The organism is Candidatus Zixiibacteriota bacterium (genome assembly GCA_034003725.1).
Lineage (GTDB): Bacteria > Zixibacteria > MSB-5A5 > GN15 > FEB-12 > WJMS01.
In genome coordinates this window covers 63226-79813 of record JAVEYB010000002.1, presented here as the reverse complement: position 1 = coordinate 79813, position 16588 = coordinate 63226, and the positions used below count along the sequence as shown (strand labels likewise).

Annotated in this window: 17 protein-coding genes; 3 read left to right on the top strand and 14 right to left on the bottom strand. The window is 59.0% G+C overall.

Annotation, left to right across the window (positions count from 1 at the left end; translation table 11 throughout):
• Nucleotides 1-461 precede the first annotated feature (461 nt).
• On the top strand, nt 462-1277 hold the full coding sequence (locus tag RBT76_03445; protein ID MDX9856824.1) for a phospholipase A: 816 nt from the start codon (nt 462-464) through the stop codon (nt 1275-1277).
• A 134-nt stretch (nt 1278-1411) separates the two neighbouring features.
• Here RBT76_03445 and RBT76_03440 read toward each other — a convergent pair whose 3' ends face one another.
• The 10 genes from RBT76_03440 to RBT76_03395 form a co-directional block, all read right to left on the bottom strand.
• Nucleotides 1412-1897: a DUF1579 domain-containing protein gene (locus tag RBT76_03440; protein MDX9856823.1), complete on the bottom strand. Its 486-nt coding sequence runs from the start codon at nt 1895-1897 to the stop codon at nt 1412-1414.
• A gap of 113 nt (nt 1898-2010) precedes the next feature.
• Complete coding sequence (locus tag RBT76_03435; protein MDX9856822.1) at nt 2011-2427, bottom strand: DoxX family protein; 417 nt, start codon at nt 2425-2427, stop codon at nt 2011-2013.
• Between the two features lie 108 nt (nt 2428-2535).
• On the bottom strand, nt 2536-3456 hold the full coding sequence (locus tag RBT76_03430) for an SRPBCC domain-containing protein (GenBank protein ID MDX9856821.1): 921 nt from the start codon (nt 3454-3456) through the stop codon (nt 2536-2538).
• Nucleotides 3457-3493: 37 nt separating this feature from the next.
• Nucleotides 3494-4024, bottom strand: a complete 531-nt coding sequence (locus RBT76_03425; protein ID MDX9856820.1) for an SRPBCC domain-containing protein — start codon at nt 4022-4024, stop codon at nt 3494-3496.
• Nucleotides 3996-4418 (bottom strand): metalloregulator ArsR/SmtB family transcription factor, encoded by a 423-nt coding sequence (locus RBT76_03420; GenBank protein ID MDX9856819.1) that lies wholly within the window; start codon nt 4416-4418, stop codon nt 3996-3998. The genes RBT76_03425 and RBT76_03420 overlap by 29 nt, the downstream gene beginning before the upstream one ends.
• A 141-nt stretch (nt 4419-4559) precedes the next feature.
• A complete protein-coding gene (locus tag RBT76_03415) occupies nt 4560-5321 on the bottom strand; it encodes a fibrobacter succinogenes major paralogous domain-containing protein (GenBank protein MDX9856818.1) in 762 nt (253 codons plus the stop codon).
• 243 nt (nt 5322-5564) lie between these two features.
• Nucleotides 5565-6965, bottom strand: coding sequence for an amidohydrolase family protein (locus RBT76_03410; GenBank protein MDX9856817.1), 1401 nt, complete (start codon nt 6963-6965; stop codon nt 5565-5567).
• Nucleotides 6966-7002: 37 nt separating this feature from the next.
• Nucleotides 7003-7752 (bottom strand): hypothetical protein, encoded by a 750-nt coding sequence (locus RBT76_03405; protein MDX9856816.1) that lies wholly within the window; start codon nt 7750-7752, stop codon nt 7003-7005.
• Nucleotides 7753-7894: 142 nt separating this feature from the next.
• Complete coding sequence (locus RBT76_03400) at nt 7895-9091, bottom strand: sodium:proton antiporter (protein MDX9856815.1); 1197 nt, start codon at nt 9089-9091, stop codon at nt 7895-7897.
• A 201-nt stretch (nt 9092-9292) separates the two neighbouring features.
• Complete coding sequence (locus tag RBT76_03395) at nt 9293-10441, bottom strand: 3-oxoacyl-[acyl-carrier-protein] synthase III C-terminal domain-containing protein (GenBank protein ID MDX9856814.1); 1149 nt, start codon at nt 10439-10441, stop codon at nt 9293-9295.
• A gap of 196 nt (nt 10442-10637) precedes the next feature.
• Between RBT76_03395 and RBT76_03390 the strand changes: the two genes are divergently transcribed.
• A complete protein-coding gene (locus RBT76_03390; GenBank protein MDX9856813.1) occupies nt 10638-10949 on the top strand; it encodes an MGMT family protein in 312 nt (103 codons plus the stop codon).
• Nucleotides 10950-10961: 12 nt separating this feature from the next.
• Here RBT76_03390 and RBT76_03385 read toward each other — a convergent pair whose 3' ends face one another.
• Nucleotides 10962-11336, bottom strand: a complete 375-nt coding sequence (locus RBT76_03385; GenBank protein ID MDX9856812.1) for a hypothetical protein — start codon at nt 11334-11336, stop codon at nt 10962-10964.
• 560 nt (nt 11337-11896) lie between these two features.
• Between RBT76_03385 and RBT76_03380 the strand changes: the two genes are divergently transcribed.
• The gene (locus tag RBT76_03380; protein MDX9856811.1) at nt 11897-12814 is read left to right on the top strand and encodes a YihY/virulence factor BrkB family protein; all 918 of its coding nucleotides are present in this window, start codon (nt 11897-11899) and stop codon (nt 12812-12814) included.
• 129 nt (nt 12815-12943) lie between these two features.
• Here the strand turns inward: RBT76_03380 and RBT76_03375 are convergent, their stop codons facing one another.
• The 3 genes from RBT76_03375 to RBT76_03365 all read right to left on the bottom strand — a co-directional run bounded on the left by RBT76_03375 (nt 12944) and on the right by RBT76_03365 (nt 16576).
• Nucleotides 12944-13480, bottom strand: coding sequence for a MarR family winged helix-turn-helix transcriptional regulator (locus RBT76_03375; GenBank protein MDX9856810.1), 537 nt, complete (start codon nt 13478-13480; stop codon nt 12944-12946).
• A 234-nt stretch (nt 13481-13714) separates the two neighbouring features.
• Nucleotides 13715-15142 (bottom strand): dihydrolipoyl dehydrogenase, encoded by a 1428-nt coding sequence (gene lpdA, locus RBT76_03370; protein MDX9856809.1) that lies wholly within the window; start codon nt 15140-15142, stop codon nt 13715-13717.
• Between the two features lie 24 nt (nt 15143-15166).
• Nucleotides 15167-16576, bottom strand: a complete 1410-nt coding sequence (locus RBT76_03365; GenBank protein ID MDX9856808.1) for a 2-oxo acid dehydrogenase subunit E2 — start codon at nt 16574-16576, stop codon at nt 15167-15169.
• Nucleotides 16577-16588: the final 12 nt, after the last annotated feature.

The following is a 16588-nucleotide window of genomic DNA, read 5'->3' as shown; positions in this document are numbered from 1 at the left end:
GTAAGCGTCGACAGATCAACTTTTTCACCGTACAAGCTTCGTTTGCATTCAGTTACAGCGAAATGGGTTTGTTTTGTCGTTTTTAGGGGGTCCCCATTTCTTCTCTTCTCCCATTACACCGGACGGGTCGGAAGAAGTGCGATACATCCAAACGTGCGTCGCATAGGTGGCGCGTCCGAGTTCCGTTTGCGTAGTGTCCATTTCGTGGCTCCACGTGGTCAATCGAGTTTCCCCGGCAAGCTGAGGGCGACCTCTCGTTCAATCGAAGACTCTCTATACTAATGCGCGTACCGCCATTTTTTCCGTCGAATCTGCAGCGAAATTGAAAGGCTTTCGGTCCTGCCGCTATGGGAAGGCGTGAAGATCTCCGGGTTCAAATCTTGACAAACCAATCCACCAAGACGCATGGTGAGTTAATCACCAACGACTTTCTTTGGCCGGTGGAACGGGAGGAACTGCTCATGCGAATACGTGCTCTATTATCGATCGGAATCTTGCTGTCGGCGATATGTGCGTTCCTTTGCCCGGTCGCGGCCGGGCAGACGCCGGAACCGGAATACCAGATCACTGAGGTTTCATCGGGGCTCTCATTACACAAAGCGATGTTTATGCTGCCGGTGACCTATTCCGATGAGTATCGGGATGAGCAGGTCGAAGCCGTATTTCAGATGAGCGCAAAGTATCGAATATTCGGTACCCGGTTCTTTTTTGCCTACACGCAGATATCGTTCTGGCAGGCGTACGACCACTTTAATTCAGCGCCTTTTCGCGAGACCAACTACAATCCCGAGATTTTCTACCGGAGCAAAACCAGCCCATTCGGGTCCGGCCGGGTCGGGGCGGATATCGGCTTTGAGCATGAGTCGAACGGGCAGCGCCCGCCTGTGTCGCGAAGTTGGAATCTGCTGTATGTCAGCCCGTACTATCAGCATGCCCTCTATTTGATCCATCTCAAGCTCCGCTATCGCATCCCGGAGGACGACAAAGAGACGCCCGATGCGTCAGTCGGCGATGACAATCCCGATATCACCGACTATCTCGGCTACAGCGATCTCAATTTCTACTGGAATCTGCTGGGCGCCCACCGCGTCCATTTCATGGTCAGGGGTAGTCTCGCCACCGGCAAGGGCGGGGTGGTGTTCACCTACAGCATGCCGATACCGAAGGGCCGGGGCAGTTATTTCGGACTGCGGTTGTCGCATGGATATGGTGACAGCCTGGTCGACTACAACCGTTCAATGACGCGGATCGGTCTCGGCGTGATGTTCGTGCGATAGACTCACCCGACGGAGTTGAATCCGCGGGGCTTCTTTCACAAACACAGAACCAGGTGTGCAATCCCTGTCCGAATAGCAGAACAGCCTGCGGGCCCGAATCCGGGACCGCAGGCACTAAAAGCGCGTGTCGGCAGCTATTTGAGTCGGCGCTGGGTCATGGTCATGAGTTCGCTCCACTTTCCGTCTTTGTCGAGCATGATACCGGTCAGCGTGCGCTCATCGTTGCTTCTGAGTTCAATCACATCTTTGAATTTCGTCGTGTGGCCGGGGTTGTCGAAGGCGGGCCCTGAGGAGTGAAGCGTCAGCACCTTCTCCGAGCTGTCGAGTTCGCCGTCGTATATCCACAGATGCGGCATCATGGAGCCGACCCATGTTCCCACGAATCGTTTCTTTGCGGCGTCGAATCCGAGCGTGATGATCGTGGTGACATTTCCGCAGCCGGGCATATCGCCGGAGCTTTCGCCGACAATCCACACCCCGTCGAGTGATCGTACGGTTTCGGTCCAGGTGACGAGTTCGGGTTTTTTGCCCGGCTCGATTGTCGCCATGTGTTCGCACTGCCAGGTACCGACCAACTGCTGCAGCCAGCGGTGTTCTTTCTGAGTTTCGACTTTCATCATCGCGAGTTACTCCGATACAATGAGTCATGGTTGGCGCCCGGATTTTCTGCGAGTCGTAGCATGTAAGCCGGCGGATACGGCATGTCGCATGCGGCGTCCTGCACCGGAATCCGTCACCCGGCCCGGTTATCCCGCTTTCGGTTGGACAGCCACGAATCGATGCTCCATTCGCCGGCCCCCCGGGCCGCCATATACAGGAATATGAAGCAGAACAACACGGCGGGAATTCCCTGGTTTACCGCCGGCCACGCGCCGTTCGGAGCGTGGAACTGCCAGTAAGCGACCGCCATCTCGCCGGACAGGATGAAGGCAACCGGCCGGGTGAACAGGCCGAACATGATGGCGATCCCGCCGAGGAACTCCATCCATCCGCCGATCCCTATCTGGGAGAAAAACGGCGGCGTGCCGCCCTGGCCGTCAATACCTCCGAACCAGCCCAGAACTTTGGTGGTGCCCGCCTGAAAGTACAGCAGTCCGGACACGACCCGCAATAACACGTATGTCACATTCTGCGCGAAAGAGAAGTTCATGAATGCTCTCCAATCACGAGGGTGAGATTTCTTCTATCGAAACCAGATGACAGCGGCGCCCGCTCTGTATCAGGAACCGCACCGCAAACCGTCGCATAACGAGCACAGTCATTTGGACGACAGAAACGCGCTGAGGCGTTGGAAACACTCCGACCAGCCGCCGCGGTGCGAATTGCGGGACTCGACGGATGCGAATGTCGCCTGACGAAAGGTCATCTCCGTCTGACCGTTCACGTCCTCGAAAGAAACGGAGACAATGGTCTCATGGCCGCGGGCACCACCCGCTTCATCCCATGCAAACGTGAACACAAGACGGTGCGGCGCGACAACCTCGCGGTAGACGCCGCTCATCCATCGGTCTTCACCTTCCGGACTACGGATACCGGCGCGGTATGTTCCGCCGGTGACAGGATCGAGTCTGCAGGAAGTGGTGGTGAATCCATGCGGGCCGAGCCATTTCGCCATCCGCTCCGGTTCAGTCCAGGCACTGAAGATCAGGTCGCGAGGCGCCGAGAACGTGCGCCGGATTTCGAGCGCCGGCTTTGCATCGCTGCCGTACATGAGGGCGGCGTGCTCAGAGAGACGTTGCAGCGTATGCTCAAGTCCCTCGACGGCGCCATATGTGGCGACATGGTCTTTCACCTCGGGCGAGGCGAAGACCATCCGAAACGTCATCCGGGTGCGGCCGTCGAGGTCGTCAAAGGTGACGGTGGACTTGAAGACAACGCCGCTGTCGGCGCCGACGCCTTCGTGGTCGTAGACGATACGTTCGGGCGAGATCACCTCACGATACGTCACTTTGTTTTCATAGTCCCGGCCGTCGGGCCCGTGCATGGTGAAGCGCCAGACGCCGCCCGGACGCATGTCCATCGAATGCGTGGTGGTACGGAATCCCCGAGGGCCCCACCAGTGCGTGATGTGCCGGGGGTCGGACCACGCGCTGAACACAAGGTCGCGCGGGGCGTCGATTACGCGTGCATTGACAATCTCGCGGTCGGATGTATCAATCGTCGAAGTGTTATGTGACATCGTGGTACTCCATTTCGTGCGAATCATGGTGAAGACTCTATGCCGATGCTATTTTCTTAACATAGGCCTCGAGCATATCGAGCGTACCGGTCCAGCCCTGCTTCATTGAAGTCTTTCCGTCGAGGAAGGTCTTGCGTTCGATTTCGGTGGCGTTGAAAGGTCTCCATTCGACGGTGACGGTGGTCTGGCCGTGGTGTTCTTCGAAGGTGATGCGACTGAACATTTCCCTCGGCCAGGCGGGCGCCATGGGATGGATGGTGACGCCTCCTTCGGGATCGGAGAACGACGAGATGAATTCGAGGAGTCGGGGCTTGTCGATCGTCCGATAGACAAAGCGTCCCCACATGTCGCTGCCGTCGGGAGCAGCCAGGCAGTAATGGAACTTGCCTCCGGGCCGCAGGTCCACGGTGGCGGATTTGACGGCAAATCCTTTCGGCCCCCACCAGTGCAGCAGGTGGTGTGGGCTGGTCCAGAGGTCGAACATGGTATCCCGCGAGACGTCAAACGTGCGCGAGATGGTGAAGAGGTCGGCATCGCGTTCAGTGACCTGGTCGTTTTTTCCGGGCATGGGTTTCCCCTTTGCGTGTGGTACGTGAGATTGAAGGTTTCCGGTTGGCGGCACGACGGCGTTTCCGGGGCGACGCCTGCAGGACCCGCAGATATTCATCGAGTCGGTCGAAGCTCTCTTCCCAGAATCGTCGGTAGTGGTCCACCCAGTCGGCGACGTCCTTGAGGGGCCGTGCCCGGAGCCGACAGGGTCGCCACTGGGCGTCGCGTCCGCGTTCGATCAGTCCCGCCCGTTCGAGCACCTTGAGGTGTTTGGAGATGCCCGGCTGGCTGATGGTAAAGGGCCGGGCGAGTTGCTGGACGGTGGCCTCGCCCGCGGTGAGTCGGGAGAGGATGGCGCGGCGGGTCGGATCGGCGAGAGCCGCAAAAGTGGCGCTGAGTTGGTCGGTGGTCATGGTGTTAGTAACCTATGAGTTATATAACTGGCGTGTTATATACAGCGGCGGCCGGCGGCTGTCAAGGACAAAATGGATCGACATTCAAAAAAAGGCCGGCGTGGGCGCGCCGGCCATGAATGTCGGGGTATTCGTTGGGGATCAGTCAGGGTCTTTAATACACCGCAGCGACAGCCCTCCCTGCCAGGGCCAGGCTTGATTCCGAAAGGTTGTCTCGGCGTAGCCCATGCCGCGCAGATAGTTGGAGACGAGGGGCGGAGGGATTGCCTGTGTCGTGGTCCAGAAAAACGCGATTTCGCCGCGATTGGTGAAAACACCCGCCGGGGGGCGGACTCCAGCGGGCAGGGCCGAGAAGCCGCTTTCATTGGTTGCGCCAAGATTCGGGCTGTTCCAATGAGTGGTGCCGGTTGCTTTGGTCTTTCCTCCGGCGTTTGTCGCGCCCAGGAAGTCTTGAAGTACCTGCCACTCCGAGTCGCTGGGCACGTGCCACCCCTCGGGGGCGATAGTGCGCGGATCGTGAACGGCGAATCCGTTGTAGAGGAACCCATACGTGGCGGTCAGCGACGGATTGTTTTCCACGTGGCAGTAGCCGCCGATATTGCCCCACATCCAGAGCGAGTCATCGGCGATTTCCGGAATCGGGTCGCCGTTACGATACTTGGTAACTTTCAGGTTTTCGGCCATCCACCACTGGTCGCCGATCTTGACTGTCAGGTATGTATTGCCGTCGATATCGGTCACCGTACCGGTGACCAGGTTAGGGTTGTTTGGAGTGGAGGACGACGAGGAGGTCGGGTTGTTTTCGTCGGATGAGCATCCGACAAGGCACAACGTGATGAGTCCGATGGACGCAAAGGCATGGCACACTGAGCGCCAGGCGTGATGATTCAGCGAGTGTCTCACGGTTGTTTCCTCCTGGTTTCGCGGTTGCGGCTTGTGATGATTTTGCGCGCGAGACAGGCGTTTAAGAAAACAACCCGACTTCACCGGACCCGCAGCACGGGGGCCGATGTGCACGGTTCTAATATGGGTCAGAAACTGTCACGAGTCAAGACTAAATCGACCCTAACAATCCATGCGCGAGCAGCACGACGGGATTGGAGTGTCGTCCTGCCATCAATCTCACGGTTGATAGAAGTCTCGGAGCTATTGTGCCGTCACCCCCGGCGCCACGACCATGCCGCGCTGGATGACCATATCGATCGCGCGCAGATTGCGAATGTCCTCGAGGGGATTATGCTCCAGTACAATTAATGTAGCGTCGCTGCCGACGGCAATCGATCCGACGCGATTCTCGATGCCCAGCCAGCGGGCGGGGTAGGTCGTGGCGCCCCGGAGAATTTCTGCGGCGCTCACGCCGCATTCGGACATGCGGATCATCTCGCCGATGGTGGCATCGGGATCATCGCCGTCCTGGCCGACCAGCATCCTGACGCCTTTCGCCGCGAACTCGCGCATGCAGAGCCGGCCGACCGAATCGACTTTGGCGATCATCGTTTTGAGCATCGCGACCATCATATCCGGCGGCTCGCCTTCGCCCTGATACTCAGAGCGGGCGATGTCGCGTGCGGTGGCATCGATGTCGGAAAACACCGACAGAGTCGGGCACAGATACGCCTCGTGCGCTATCATCGAGTCGGCGAGCTGTCGAAGGCGGTCGAGCGAAACTGACGCGACGCCCATCGGGGCGATTCTTACTTCACAGGCGAACCGCTCCTCGCGTCCGGCGCGTACGGCGACCAGGGAGTCGTGTTGGGGGCGAAGACTGTCGCTGAGAATCGCCGGCCAGGCCGCTTTGGCGTGCTCGATGCTGGTCACCCCGAAGGCGAGCGCGGAGTCGACCGGCACCCAATGAAAGAGCGGGGTGCCGGGATCGTGCACGACGCGCAGCCCCAGCGAATCGGCTGCTTTTTTCAGGTATCGATAGAGGGCCGGTTCGATGGTATTGAACGTTTTGACACAGCAGCCCCCGTGGGAGGCGATTTCCGACAGGATCGAGTCTACGGCCGGGGGTGAGTCAATCGCGACCGTGAATCCGGGATACTCGGTATTGACTTCAGCCCACGTCAATGGGCTCTGCTCCAGCATCGGACCGGTGAAAAAGATCTCCGGTCCCGGCAGATCCCCTGAGTCGACGCGGTGACTGAGCGTGCTGAGGACGTCGAGCGGCCCGCCTACATCGCGCACGTACAGCACTCCATTTGCAACGAAGCGACTGAGGGCCGACCGCAGGCTATCCTCGCCGTGCCCGGTGCGGTGAACCAGATGCGTGTGGCAATCAAACAGCCCCGGGATTGCATATTTGCCGGAGCAGTCGATTACGACAACATCGGGTGACTGTACGATTGAATCACCGATCTCGACGATACGCCCGTTTTGGATCAGGACATCGGTCGGGGCGGACGTCACTCCCGAGGCAGGATGGATACAGGAGACGTGCCGAAGTACTATCGTGCCGGGAGGACCAGCGCCACGATCGACTTCCCCGGCAGGCGCACTACCACAGCACACCGCCAGAACAAACGCGAAAAGACACGTGCGTACCATACCCTCTCCCTCACGTGTCGGCGGCGCGGATCGGCAGCTATTTGTCGCCACCGAGCAGCGAACCGCCGGCGTCTTTGAGCTTGTCTATGGCGCTTTCTTTGGCCTCGTCGAGTTTCTGCTGGACCTGTTCTTTGATGGGCTGTCCGAATCCGCCGGGCAGTTCGGACTTCGCCTTGTCCAGGGCGCGTGCGACGACGGCGCGCATAACGGTGGCGCTGATCTGACCGATCGTAGCGCCGCCATCGGTTCCGATATTGCTGATTTCGAAATTGTCGAGCGTGAACGACTTCTCGAATTGCTTCTTCCCCATCAACTCGAGCGAGGCGGCGACCGTCACGTCTCTCAGGGCCACCTTGTCGACGCGGAACTTGCGGTCGCTGTCGGCTGACGCGCCGAAGTCGACGGACCGGATGTGTGACAGGATGGCGTTATAATTGCCTTTGTCGTTGCTCTGTTCGAGCGTCAGCGTCACCCCTTCGAGGATGACCGAATCGATGGTCACTTCCTTGTCGAGCACGGTCCCGGCCGCGACATCAAGTACGCAGTGCGAGATCACGAAGATGTTCTCGGCCTGGAATCCTTCCGGGTTGCGCACCTCGTAGGAGTTCAACTCGAGACTGCCGGCGCCCAGCGACAACGATGCGGCCCCCAGCGAGACTTCACTTCCAAGGCCGTACTCGCTGCCCGCCTCGATTCCTCTGGCGACGAGAATGTTGCGTGTGAAGTAGGCCGCAACGATCCCGATCACAACCAGCACGAGTATGAAAAGGATAGCCTTTTTTATCACGAGAAACCTCCTGGGTTCATAGTGACTGTCGAACGAATCCTGTCGCGATAGTTCGACGAGTTGGATGTAGCTACCGGAATCTACGGTCGCGTTTGACTCGCGGCAAGAGGAGATTCCGGTGAGGGCGTCGGTCGGGGGAAAATCACCGATGCAGCGGAAACGCGGCCGGCACACCGGCGAGCAACCGTTTGACGATGAGAATAAAGATCCCCGTAAGCAGGAGGTTGAGCGCCAGCGACAGTGCGGCAATGGTCACCATGTCACCGCCGATGCCGTAGCCAAGCGAGATGATTAGCACGCCGGCGCCCACTTCGCCACGAGGCCACATGCCGATACAGATCGCCAGTCGCTCGCGCCAGTGCGCCTCGCGCCGGTACACAAACAGCGGGAACATCTTGCCGAGGTTGGCAAGCAGCGTAAGCAATATCACATGAAGGGCTATCATCGACCACGTCATGGACCCTTCGCCCGAGAGTATGATGGCAGGCATGGACAACCCCACCAGAACCATGAAGGCGCCAGATACAATGGTCGAGACGCGTTGTTCCTCGGGGCTTTCCGGTCCTTCCTGATGACCGTCGCGGATGTCGTCGGCATGCGGATCCTGCCCGGTCGGGCGGGCCATCATGCAGCCAAGCACAAACGCCGGCAGGAGTACCTCGATGTGTACCGGTACCACGTCATCGATAATCAACGAGCCCTTGTAGATCAGTTCAGATACGATCGTAATAGCCCCGGCGTATCCCAGCACCCATGGCCAGGTGACCGGAATGCGCGTTTTGTGCATGTACTTCCAGGCCAGCCACAGCATGATGACCATGAAGATGATCACGACCCCGAGCTGCCAGCGCAAGCCTACGATAAGCATCTTGAGGGGGATCATGAGCAGCACAGTGTCCAGATCATCGAAGATGGCGAGAATGCGCACCTTACGGAAATACCACGTCGCCGACAATCCGGCAGCAGCCAGCATGGAAAACAGAACACCGGCCGAGGTGGGGGCGGCAAATCGACTGGCCAGCAGACTCTCGGTCCACGCGTCGAAACTCCCCCAGTCGCTCGGCGGACTGAGGACGAAGACAAAATAGAGCGCGCAGAATATCCACGGGAAGGCGGCTGCGGTCGCGGCGATCCCGTAGTCCGCGCCGTATCCTCGCAGGTTGCGGCGATCGATTTCGAACTCATAGCCGACGTGGATCATAATGAAGCCGAGCAGGAACATGGTCAACAGCCGTATGATCTCCCGCACGCTTCCTTCGGATTCGCCGAGGGAAGATGTATACTGCGAAGCGATAAGTCCGAGGATCAGAAGTATTGAAAAGAGAAGTACCTTCTTCATCGATCTGCCTGACCAGTGACGTGGGCGTCACTTCTTCGGGTTGACATCTTTCAGTGATGCTCCGGAGCACTCATGCTGCCGGCGGCAGATGAAAAAGTACGTGCCCGGATTGCCCCCACGGTTCCCGCAGGGACGGTCATAAACGTCGAATTCAAGAACGCGAGTCCGGCCACCGGAGTTCCGGGACCCCTGACTCTGTCATTATATGGACGCGCTGACTACAATCGGGTGCTTAATCTCGCCCATCGCGCTGGCCGCCGACAGACCGCCGCCAAACGCGAACCAGATAAACCGCACACCGACCTTCAGATACTCCGGGTGCAGTGTGACAGCCAGCGGAATGGAAGCCGAAGTCGTATTGCCGAACATCCCCCCCGCATCGACAACCGCTCCACGGAAGCCTTTGGTTTTCCACTGGTTCGCAATATCCTGATTCATCATCAGGTTGGCTTCATGGAAGGTGGCGGTATCGAGCATGTCGATGCTCCAGCCGCATTTTTCGAGGGCGGCGTCGATGCCGGGCCCACCCACCAGCGGCACCATCAGTTCTTTGACCATGGCGCCATCCATGGTGAGCCGATCCTGATAATCATCGAGATCCTTCATCGACGTGATGGGCCGCACCGATCCGCCCGCCGGCGTGATAATGACGTCGCCGTCGCGCCCACTGGCCCAACTCCAGAAGCGTTCTCCGCCGAACCAGTCCTGATCCTTCGGTACCGCAGTACACCAGGTGGCCGTTCCGGCATCGCCGAGTACGGTGGCAAACGCTCGATCCCGCCAGTTGATAGTCCCGCTCATTTTGTCGGCGCCGATAACGAGTACGTTTTTGGCGGCGCCGGTGGAGATCAGCATATAGGCGCTGCGGAGCGCAGTCACCCAGGTACTGCAGGCGAGCGAGCAGTCGACCGCAAAGAATTCACGCGGTTTGTCGCCGATCACGGAGGGGATTCCGAGGCGGTCCTGCAGCAGCGCGGCATCGGGCGGCGAGTTCAGATATGACGGCGTCACGGTGCCGAAGACAATGCCATCAACCTCTGACGGCTTCAGGCCCGTCTTGTCCAGCAACAGCAGCGCGGCGCGAGCGGCCAGATCGATCGTGCCCTCGCCGTCGGCAGCAAAACGGCGCTCCTTGAAACCGATAAACCGCTGGATCCACCGATCGCTGGTTTTGAAGAGCTTTTCCTGCTTCCGATCGAGCGGGTCATGACCGTTGAGACGATGTTCGGCATTGAGGCGCATGCGCTCCTTGCGGAGGCGTGCGGCTATTCGCGTGTTGGAGATCCGGTGGCGTGGCGCATATGCTGCAATTCCCCCGATTCGCATACCAAAAGGTGCTGATGAACTCATCCGCGGTTTCCCATGTTATTGAGTACCGATGCCGACGGGAAGCTCGTGCGAGCGACCCTGAAGGACGAACTTGAACTGGTGGTCATATCAGGCTCATGATATCTGAGTTTGAGGGTTCGGTCAAGCTGGTTTCTTAAGTTGTTGACACCGAGTAAGCGGGCAGAGAGATTGTGGGTGCGTCACATGGAGTCTTCGCTTGTACGATCTATTCACAAGGAAGGTAATCGAGGTTCTCGGCCGTATTCCACGCGGAAGGGTCGCAACTTACGGACAAGTGGCGGCGTTGGCGGGCAATCCGAGGGCTGCACGACAGGTGGTTCGAGTCCTGCATTCGTGCTCGCGATCCCACAACCTGCCGTGGCACCGCGTGATCAACGCCCGGGGAAGGATTTCGCTGCCGCCCGGAGACGGCTATGAACTGCAGCGTGCGATGCTTGGCGACGAAGGGGTCGCGTTCGGCATCGGGGACCGGATCGACCTGAACAAATACGGCTGGGACGGCACCTGATGTCCGGTCCGGTCAGACGGTGACTGGTTCGGGTCGATGTTTCTGCTGCACATATTGCCGGTTGAGGATATGCAGGCAGAGCAGGTGGTTGACCAGGGCATCCTTGCGAACGAGTGAAACGTCGTTTGTATCACGTTTGTAGTCGTTCATGAACGCCCGAAGCCGCTTGCGGTCAAACAGACCGGCGGCGTCTATGGCGTCGTCGTTCATGTGAGTGTCGAGCAGCGCATCCGGCGCCCGCCGCTTGGACTCATCGGTGCGTCCCGGGGGCGCCATGAAGGCGAACTTTTCCCGGTGATCAAGGAGCGCCGGTCGAGACTCCATGGCGTTGGCCATGTCGACCCGATCGCCGCCCCAGATGAGTATCTGGCACTGCCGTGCCGGCACTCAGGAAAACGCGTCGTGCGATCGTGGTCGCGGTCAGCGGCCCCTCATTGACAACGGCCAGGAGACAGACGAGTGGCGGGGAGGTTATCTTAAACTGCGATTTGAGCTTACGCCAGTGAACGTCGATGGCCCGCGTGATCCTTCGAAGCGACTGGAAAATCTGCAGGTCCCGTCGTGTGCTTATGAGAGCGGGCGTACACTGCCCGGGCGCCGCCACCGGCGCTGTGTCCGCTCGGGGAGTCCGCGGCCAGCCCGGCTTTCGATGAGATCACGGTTTTGCCGTCATAATCAGTGAATCTGCGGCTGAAATATCATTCTCATAACAACCATTTGTACTATAATCATTTGTGTGGAGTTGACTATTCGGGCAAACAAGTCAGGCAGAAGGTGTAACAGAAACGCCGGCAGGACCTTCCGGCGGGACACCGCAACCGCTGCGATCTCGCCAAATCGCTCGGCCGATAACACGACCGGTGCTCGCTTTTCGGCATCTCTGCGGGCAACTTCTTTGTAGCGATACTACCCGACACGCGTATATTCGATCCAATGCGGAGATTCACATGAAACGGTTGCCGATTCTGACAGTTGTGTTGGGTCTTCTCAAGAAATTCGCAGACTCGGTGCGTTACTACGTGCACGGTCTGTATAACCGGCTGTACGAACATCACATCTTCCTGAATGCCGGTGGTCTTGCCTTCTCGCTGTTTGTCTGCATCCTTCCTCTCGTGTTGATCCTGTTCTCCGGGCTGGGTATGGTGCTGGAGAGGCCGACTATCGTCCAGGAGATCAACTCGTATATCGACAGGGTGATTCCGTATCCCGAGTACGCTGATTTCATCAAGGGGTTGATAGCCGCCCGTGTCCGTGAATTTACGCTGTACAAGAACATCGCGGGGCTTTTGGGGCTGGTCGGGATACTTTTCGCGGCAAGCGGTTTGTTCAGCTCCATGCGAACCGTTCTGAACAAGATATTCCAGGCAGGCGATACGGGCACGATCCTTCGAGGGAAAGCCAAGGATCTGTTGCTCGTCTTTATCGTGCTCGGGTTTTTCGTGCTATCGATCGCCCTTCTACCGCTGCTCGATGTCGCGATGCGTGTCGCGCAACAGGTGACCGGTCCGGAGTGGCTGGACCTCGCGATGGTGCAGCGGGTCGTTATTCGGGTGGTGTCGTTCGCCGCGATATTTCTGGCGTATGCAGCGCTCTATTTCGCGGTCCCGCAAAAGCGTCTCTCCACACGAACGGTCGCGGTAAGCGCATTTGCGGCCGCGGTTCTGTGGGAAATAGCCAAGCAGTTGTTCGGAATTTACATAGAGCACGGCGCGACGCTGAAGCAGGTGTACGGAACCTATGCGCTTCTGGTGGCGGTCGCGTTCTGGATTTATTACACGTCGATGGTGTTCATTATCGGAGCCGAGATAGGGCAGCTCGCGGCGGAGCGCGCCGCGCGTGCGGGCGACACCCGCTCCACCTCGTGATTTCCCGTGCGCTTCCTGCGAGGTGGCACGCGACTCGGCGGCGGCTTCTTGGGCGGTTCCTTGTCTTCTGCTTCGGTCTGCTGCGACATGCGGTATATCTGTCCTTCACGCATGGATTGTCCCTTCCATTCACTGTCTCTGTAATTCGATCGAATCGATGTGTGCCGTGAGGCGCAGCAGCGATTGACGAATGGCCGCCCGTTCCGTCTGGGGGAGTCGACGGAGTAGTTCCGTCATCTCCCGTTCGAGGCCGGGAGCGTTTTGTTTCACGGCTGCCTTGCCGCTATCGGTGGCGGTAACATTTATCAGACGCCGGTCGCGTGTGTCCCGATCTCGTCGGACAAACCCGCGCGTTTCCAATTCGTCGAGCAGGCCGACAATGGTACTGGCGCTCATGCGAGCGCGACGAGCAAGCGCCGTGGCGGTGACCGAACCATCGGCGACAACCACGCGCAGGCAGATCATCTGCGGCAGGGTCAGACCGTCGTGCGACCGAATCCGAGCCGAGCAGCGTTCCAGGGCCTGGATCAGCCGCCGGGCAGTCTGGAACAGTTCGAGTTCAGACGAACTGTCATCCGGTGCCGTTTCATGATGCCGGTCGCGAAAGGTCACCACCGGCGATCCGGCGGGCCGGTTAGTTTCGGGACGATCGACGGGTTCACCCATAGAATTACTCCTCACGGCCCCGGATGTCGGTGTTCGATTGACTCGATCTGTCTGAAGTTGTCCAAACGTGTTTGCGCATGCCCATACTAAATCAACGAACGAACCCGGGCAGAGTTTCACGGGAGAATGAGGCAGTCACGACCAAGCCGGAGATGAGATCGCCGATCGGGTTGGGTGGCGAAGACGATTCCGGCACGCTCGTGTCGCGGTGCGGGGTACGTCGGCACGGCCGCTCTACGCACGTTTCGGCCGATAGTAGTCGGTGGCGTGGCCGTAAATCAAATCGGCGGCACCCATGATAGTCTCAGAAAGGGTCGGGTGGGGATGGATAGTCAATCCGAGATCAGACGCCAGCGCTCCCATCTCGATGGCAAGGACCGCTTCGGCGATCAGCTCTCCGGCGCCGGCGCCGGCGATGCCGACTCCGAGCACGCGATCGGTATTGGCATCAACAACGATTTTGGTGACGCCGTCGTTGCGACCAAGCGTGGTAGCCCGTCCCGAGGCCGCCCACGGGAAGCGGGAGACCTTGACGTCGATACCCTTTTGTTTCGCTTCGTGTTCCATGAGCCCGCACCAGGCGATTTCGGGATCGGTGAACACGACCGCGGGAATCGCACGCGGATCGTAGTTCACGTGTTTTCCGGCGATCACTTCGGCAACAACCCTTCCCTCATGGGACGCCTTGTGGGCGAGCATCGGCTCGCCGGCGATGTCGCCGATCGCGAAGATTGCGGGATCATCGGTCTGCCGCCGCTCATTGACTATCACGAAGCCACGCTGGTCGGTCCGGACTTTGGTATTTTCGAGACCGAGGTCACCGGAATTGGGTTTGCGGCCGACGGACATCAGGACCTTCTCGTAGACAGCGGATTCCTTTTCCAGCTTGTCACCACGGAAGGTTGCTCTGATTCCGTTTTTCTGTTCTTTCATCTCCGCAACGGTCGAGTTGAGCATGATGCTCTCGAACGATGACTTCAACCGCTTTGAAAGGATGCTTACCAGGTCCTTATCGGCTCCCGGCAGCAGCGACGGGGTCATCTCTACGACAGATACTTTGGAACCGAGAGCGGCGTAGACGGTGCCGAGTTCGAGGCCGATGTACCCTCCCCCGACCACCAGCAGCGTTCGGGGAACGGATTTGATATCCAGCGCGGAAGTGGAGTCGAGGATACGATCGGATTCCGGCGCAAGATTCGGAATGACCGCAGGTCGCGAGCCGGTAGCAAGAATGCAGTACCGGGTGGTCAGCCGCCTGCGAGCGCCGTCGGCGGCTTTTATCTCGAGTGTTGTGCTGCTGACAAAGCGCGCTTTCCCCCTGATGTGGGTGACTTTGCGGGCCCGCGCCAACTGCCCAAGACCGCCGGTCAGCTTGCCGACGACGCCGTCTTTCCAGGATCGCAGCTTGTCAAGATCGATCTCGACCTCGCCGAATTTCAAACCCCACGATTCCGCCTCGCGGGTTTCCGCGATCAGCTTTGCGACATGGAGCAGCGCTTTCGAGGGGATGCATCCCCGGTAAAGACACACGCCGCCGGGATTCTCTTCGGGGTCAACCAGGGTAACATCGAGGCCGAGGTCAGCGGCCATAAACGCCGCGGCATATCCGCCGGGGCCGCCGCCGATTACGGCAACGTGAGTCGAATCTTTTTGGTCAACCATCAAATCACCAACTCTCAACACACGTCAGTCTTCGAAAAGCACGAGGAGGGGGTGTTCGAGCGCCTGCACCACCCAGTTGAGGAACCGGGCGGCATCGGCGCCGTCAATGAGCCTATGGTCGTATGACAGCGAGAGAGGAAGGATTGTGCGCGGCTTCAATTCTCCGTCGATATACGTCGGCTGCACGGACGAGCGGCTGACACCGAGAATCGCCACCTGCGGCCAGTAGACGATCGGCGTGAAGTCTACGCCTCCGATGGAACCCTGGTTGGAGATCGTAAACGTCCCCCCTTCCAGTTCCTCCGGCTTGATCTTTTTGTTCCTGGTGCGGTCCGCGATATCGGTCAACTCTGCCGACAGCTCTATGATGCTTTTCCGATCGACATCCCGGATCACGGGGACGAGCAGACCTCGGTCGGTATCGACAGCCATGCCGAGATGGCAGTAGTCCTTGTAGATGATTTCCTGATTTGCCGGATCGATGGACGCGTTGAATTTCGGGTACTTCCTGAGCGCGGCGGCGATCACTTTCAGCAAGATGGCCGTGACGGTGAGCTTCCCGCCGGCCTTTTCGGCCGCTTTGGCGTATTTCCGGCGGAAGTCCTCGACTTCGCTGATGTCTGCGCGATCGAACTGCGTGACGTGCGGGATCACGTTCCAGGCATAGCCGGTGCTGTCGGCCGTGATCGAGCGAACGCGCGACATCGGCTCGCGACGAATATCTCCCCACTTGCTGAAATCGGGAAGCGCACGACCTTCGCGAGCCGATTCTCCGAATCCGCCCGGTTCAGTGGCAGGATGACCGGTAACGATTTTCTTCACATGCGCCTTGACATCTTCTACAGTGATTCGTCCACCCGGTCCGGTGCCCCGAACTTCGTTGATATCGGCGCCCAGTTCGCGGGCTAACCGTCGAACCGACGGCGATGCCGGCGCGGCGTGGCCGCTTTCAGCCGGCTCAGGCAACTCTTCAGACTGACGCCGTTCAGGCGTTTCCTCCCCGCTGTCTTCAGTAGTTTCATCTGAATCCGGCGATGCTGAGGCGATTGGCCTTGCGCTCTCCTTCTCGATGCCTTTGGGGGCCGGGCGCGACTTCGGCGCAGCAGTTTCGGATTCGACCGTCGCTGCTCGGTCCTGAGAAACGGGCGGCTTCTCCGGTTCAGGTTGAGGTTGTTTTTGTGGCGAAGCGGACTCGGAGTCGGTCTCAATACGAACGATCACCTGACCGATCCTGACCTCGTCCCCGTTCTTCACGCTGATTTCCGTGACCGTTCCCTTTGCGGTTGACGGGATTTCCACGACGGCCTTGTCGGTTTCGAACTCGATGAGCGGTTGATCGATATCGACCGTGTCCCCGGTTGAGACCAACACTCCGACAACTTTGCCGGACTCGATCTTCTCGCCTATTTCCGGAATCGTGATTTCCTGTATCATAGTCTGTTCCTC

What these genes read in the sequence shown, in the direction of transcription:
- RBT76_03430 (MDX9856821.1), bottom strand. Translation starts at nt 3,456, where the DNA reads ATGTCACATAACACTTCGACGATTGATACATCCGACCGCGAGATTGTC.
- RBT76_03375 (MDX9856810.1), bottom strand. Translation starts at nt 13,480, where the DNA reads ATGGGTGAACCCGTCGATCGTCCCGAAACTAACCGGCCCGCCGGATCG.
- RBT76_03410 (MDX9856817.1), bottom strand. Translation starts at nt 6,965, where the DNA reads ATGGTACGCACGTGTCTTTTCGCGTTTGTTCTGGCGGTGTGCTGTGGT.
- RBT76_03380 (MDX9856811.1), top strand. Translation starts at nt 11,897, where the DNA reads ATGAAACGGTTGCCGATTCTGACAGTTGTGTTGGGTCTTCTCAAGAAA.
- RBT76_03400 (MDX9856815.1), bottom strand. Translation starts at nt 9,091, where the DNA reads ATGAAGAAGGTACTTCTCTTTTCAATACTTCTGATCCTCGGACTTATC.
- RBT76_03435 (MDX9856822.1), bottom strand. Translation starts at nt 2,427, where the DNA reads ATGAACTTCTCTTTCGCGCAGAATGTGACATACGTGTTATTGCGGGTC.
- RBT76_03420 (MDX9856819.1), bottom strand. Translation starts at nt 4,418, where the DNA reads ATGACCACCGACCAACTCAGCGCCACTTTTGCGGCTCTCGCCGATCCG.
- RBT76_03440 (MDX9856823.1), bottom strand. Translation starts at nt 1,897, where the DNA reads ATGATGAAAGTCGAAACTCAGAAAGAACACCGCTGGCTGCAGCAGTTG.
- lpdA (MDX9856809.1), bottom strand. Translation starts at nt 15,142, where the DNA reads ATGGTTGACCAAAAAGATTCGACTCACGTTGCCGTAATCGGCGGCGGC.
- RBT76_03425 (MDX9856820.1), bottom strand. Translation starts at nt 4,024, where the DNA reads ATGCCCGGAAAAAACGACCAGGTCACTGAACGCGATGCCGACCTCTTC.
- RBT76_03395 (MDX9856814.1), bottom strand. Translation starts at nt 10,441, where the DNA reads ATGAGTTCATCAGCACCTTTTGGTATGCGAATCGGGGGAATTGCAGCA.
- RBT76_03365 (MDX9856808.1), bottom strand. Translation starts at nt 16,576, where the DNA reads ATGATACAGGAAATCACGATTCCGGAAATAGGCGAGAAGATCGAGTCC.
- RBT76_03445 (MDX9856824.1), top strand. Translation starts at nt 462, where the DNA reads ATGCGAATACGTGCTCTATTATCGATCGGAATCTTGCTGTCGGCGATA.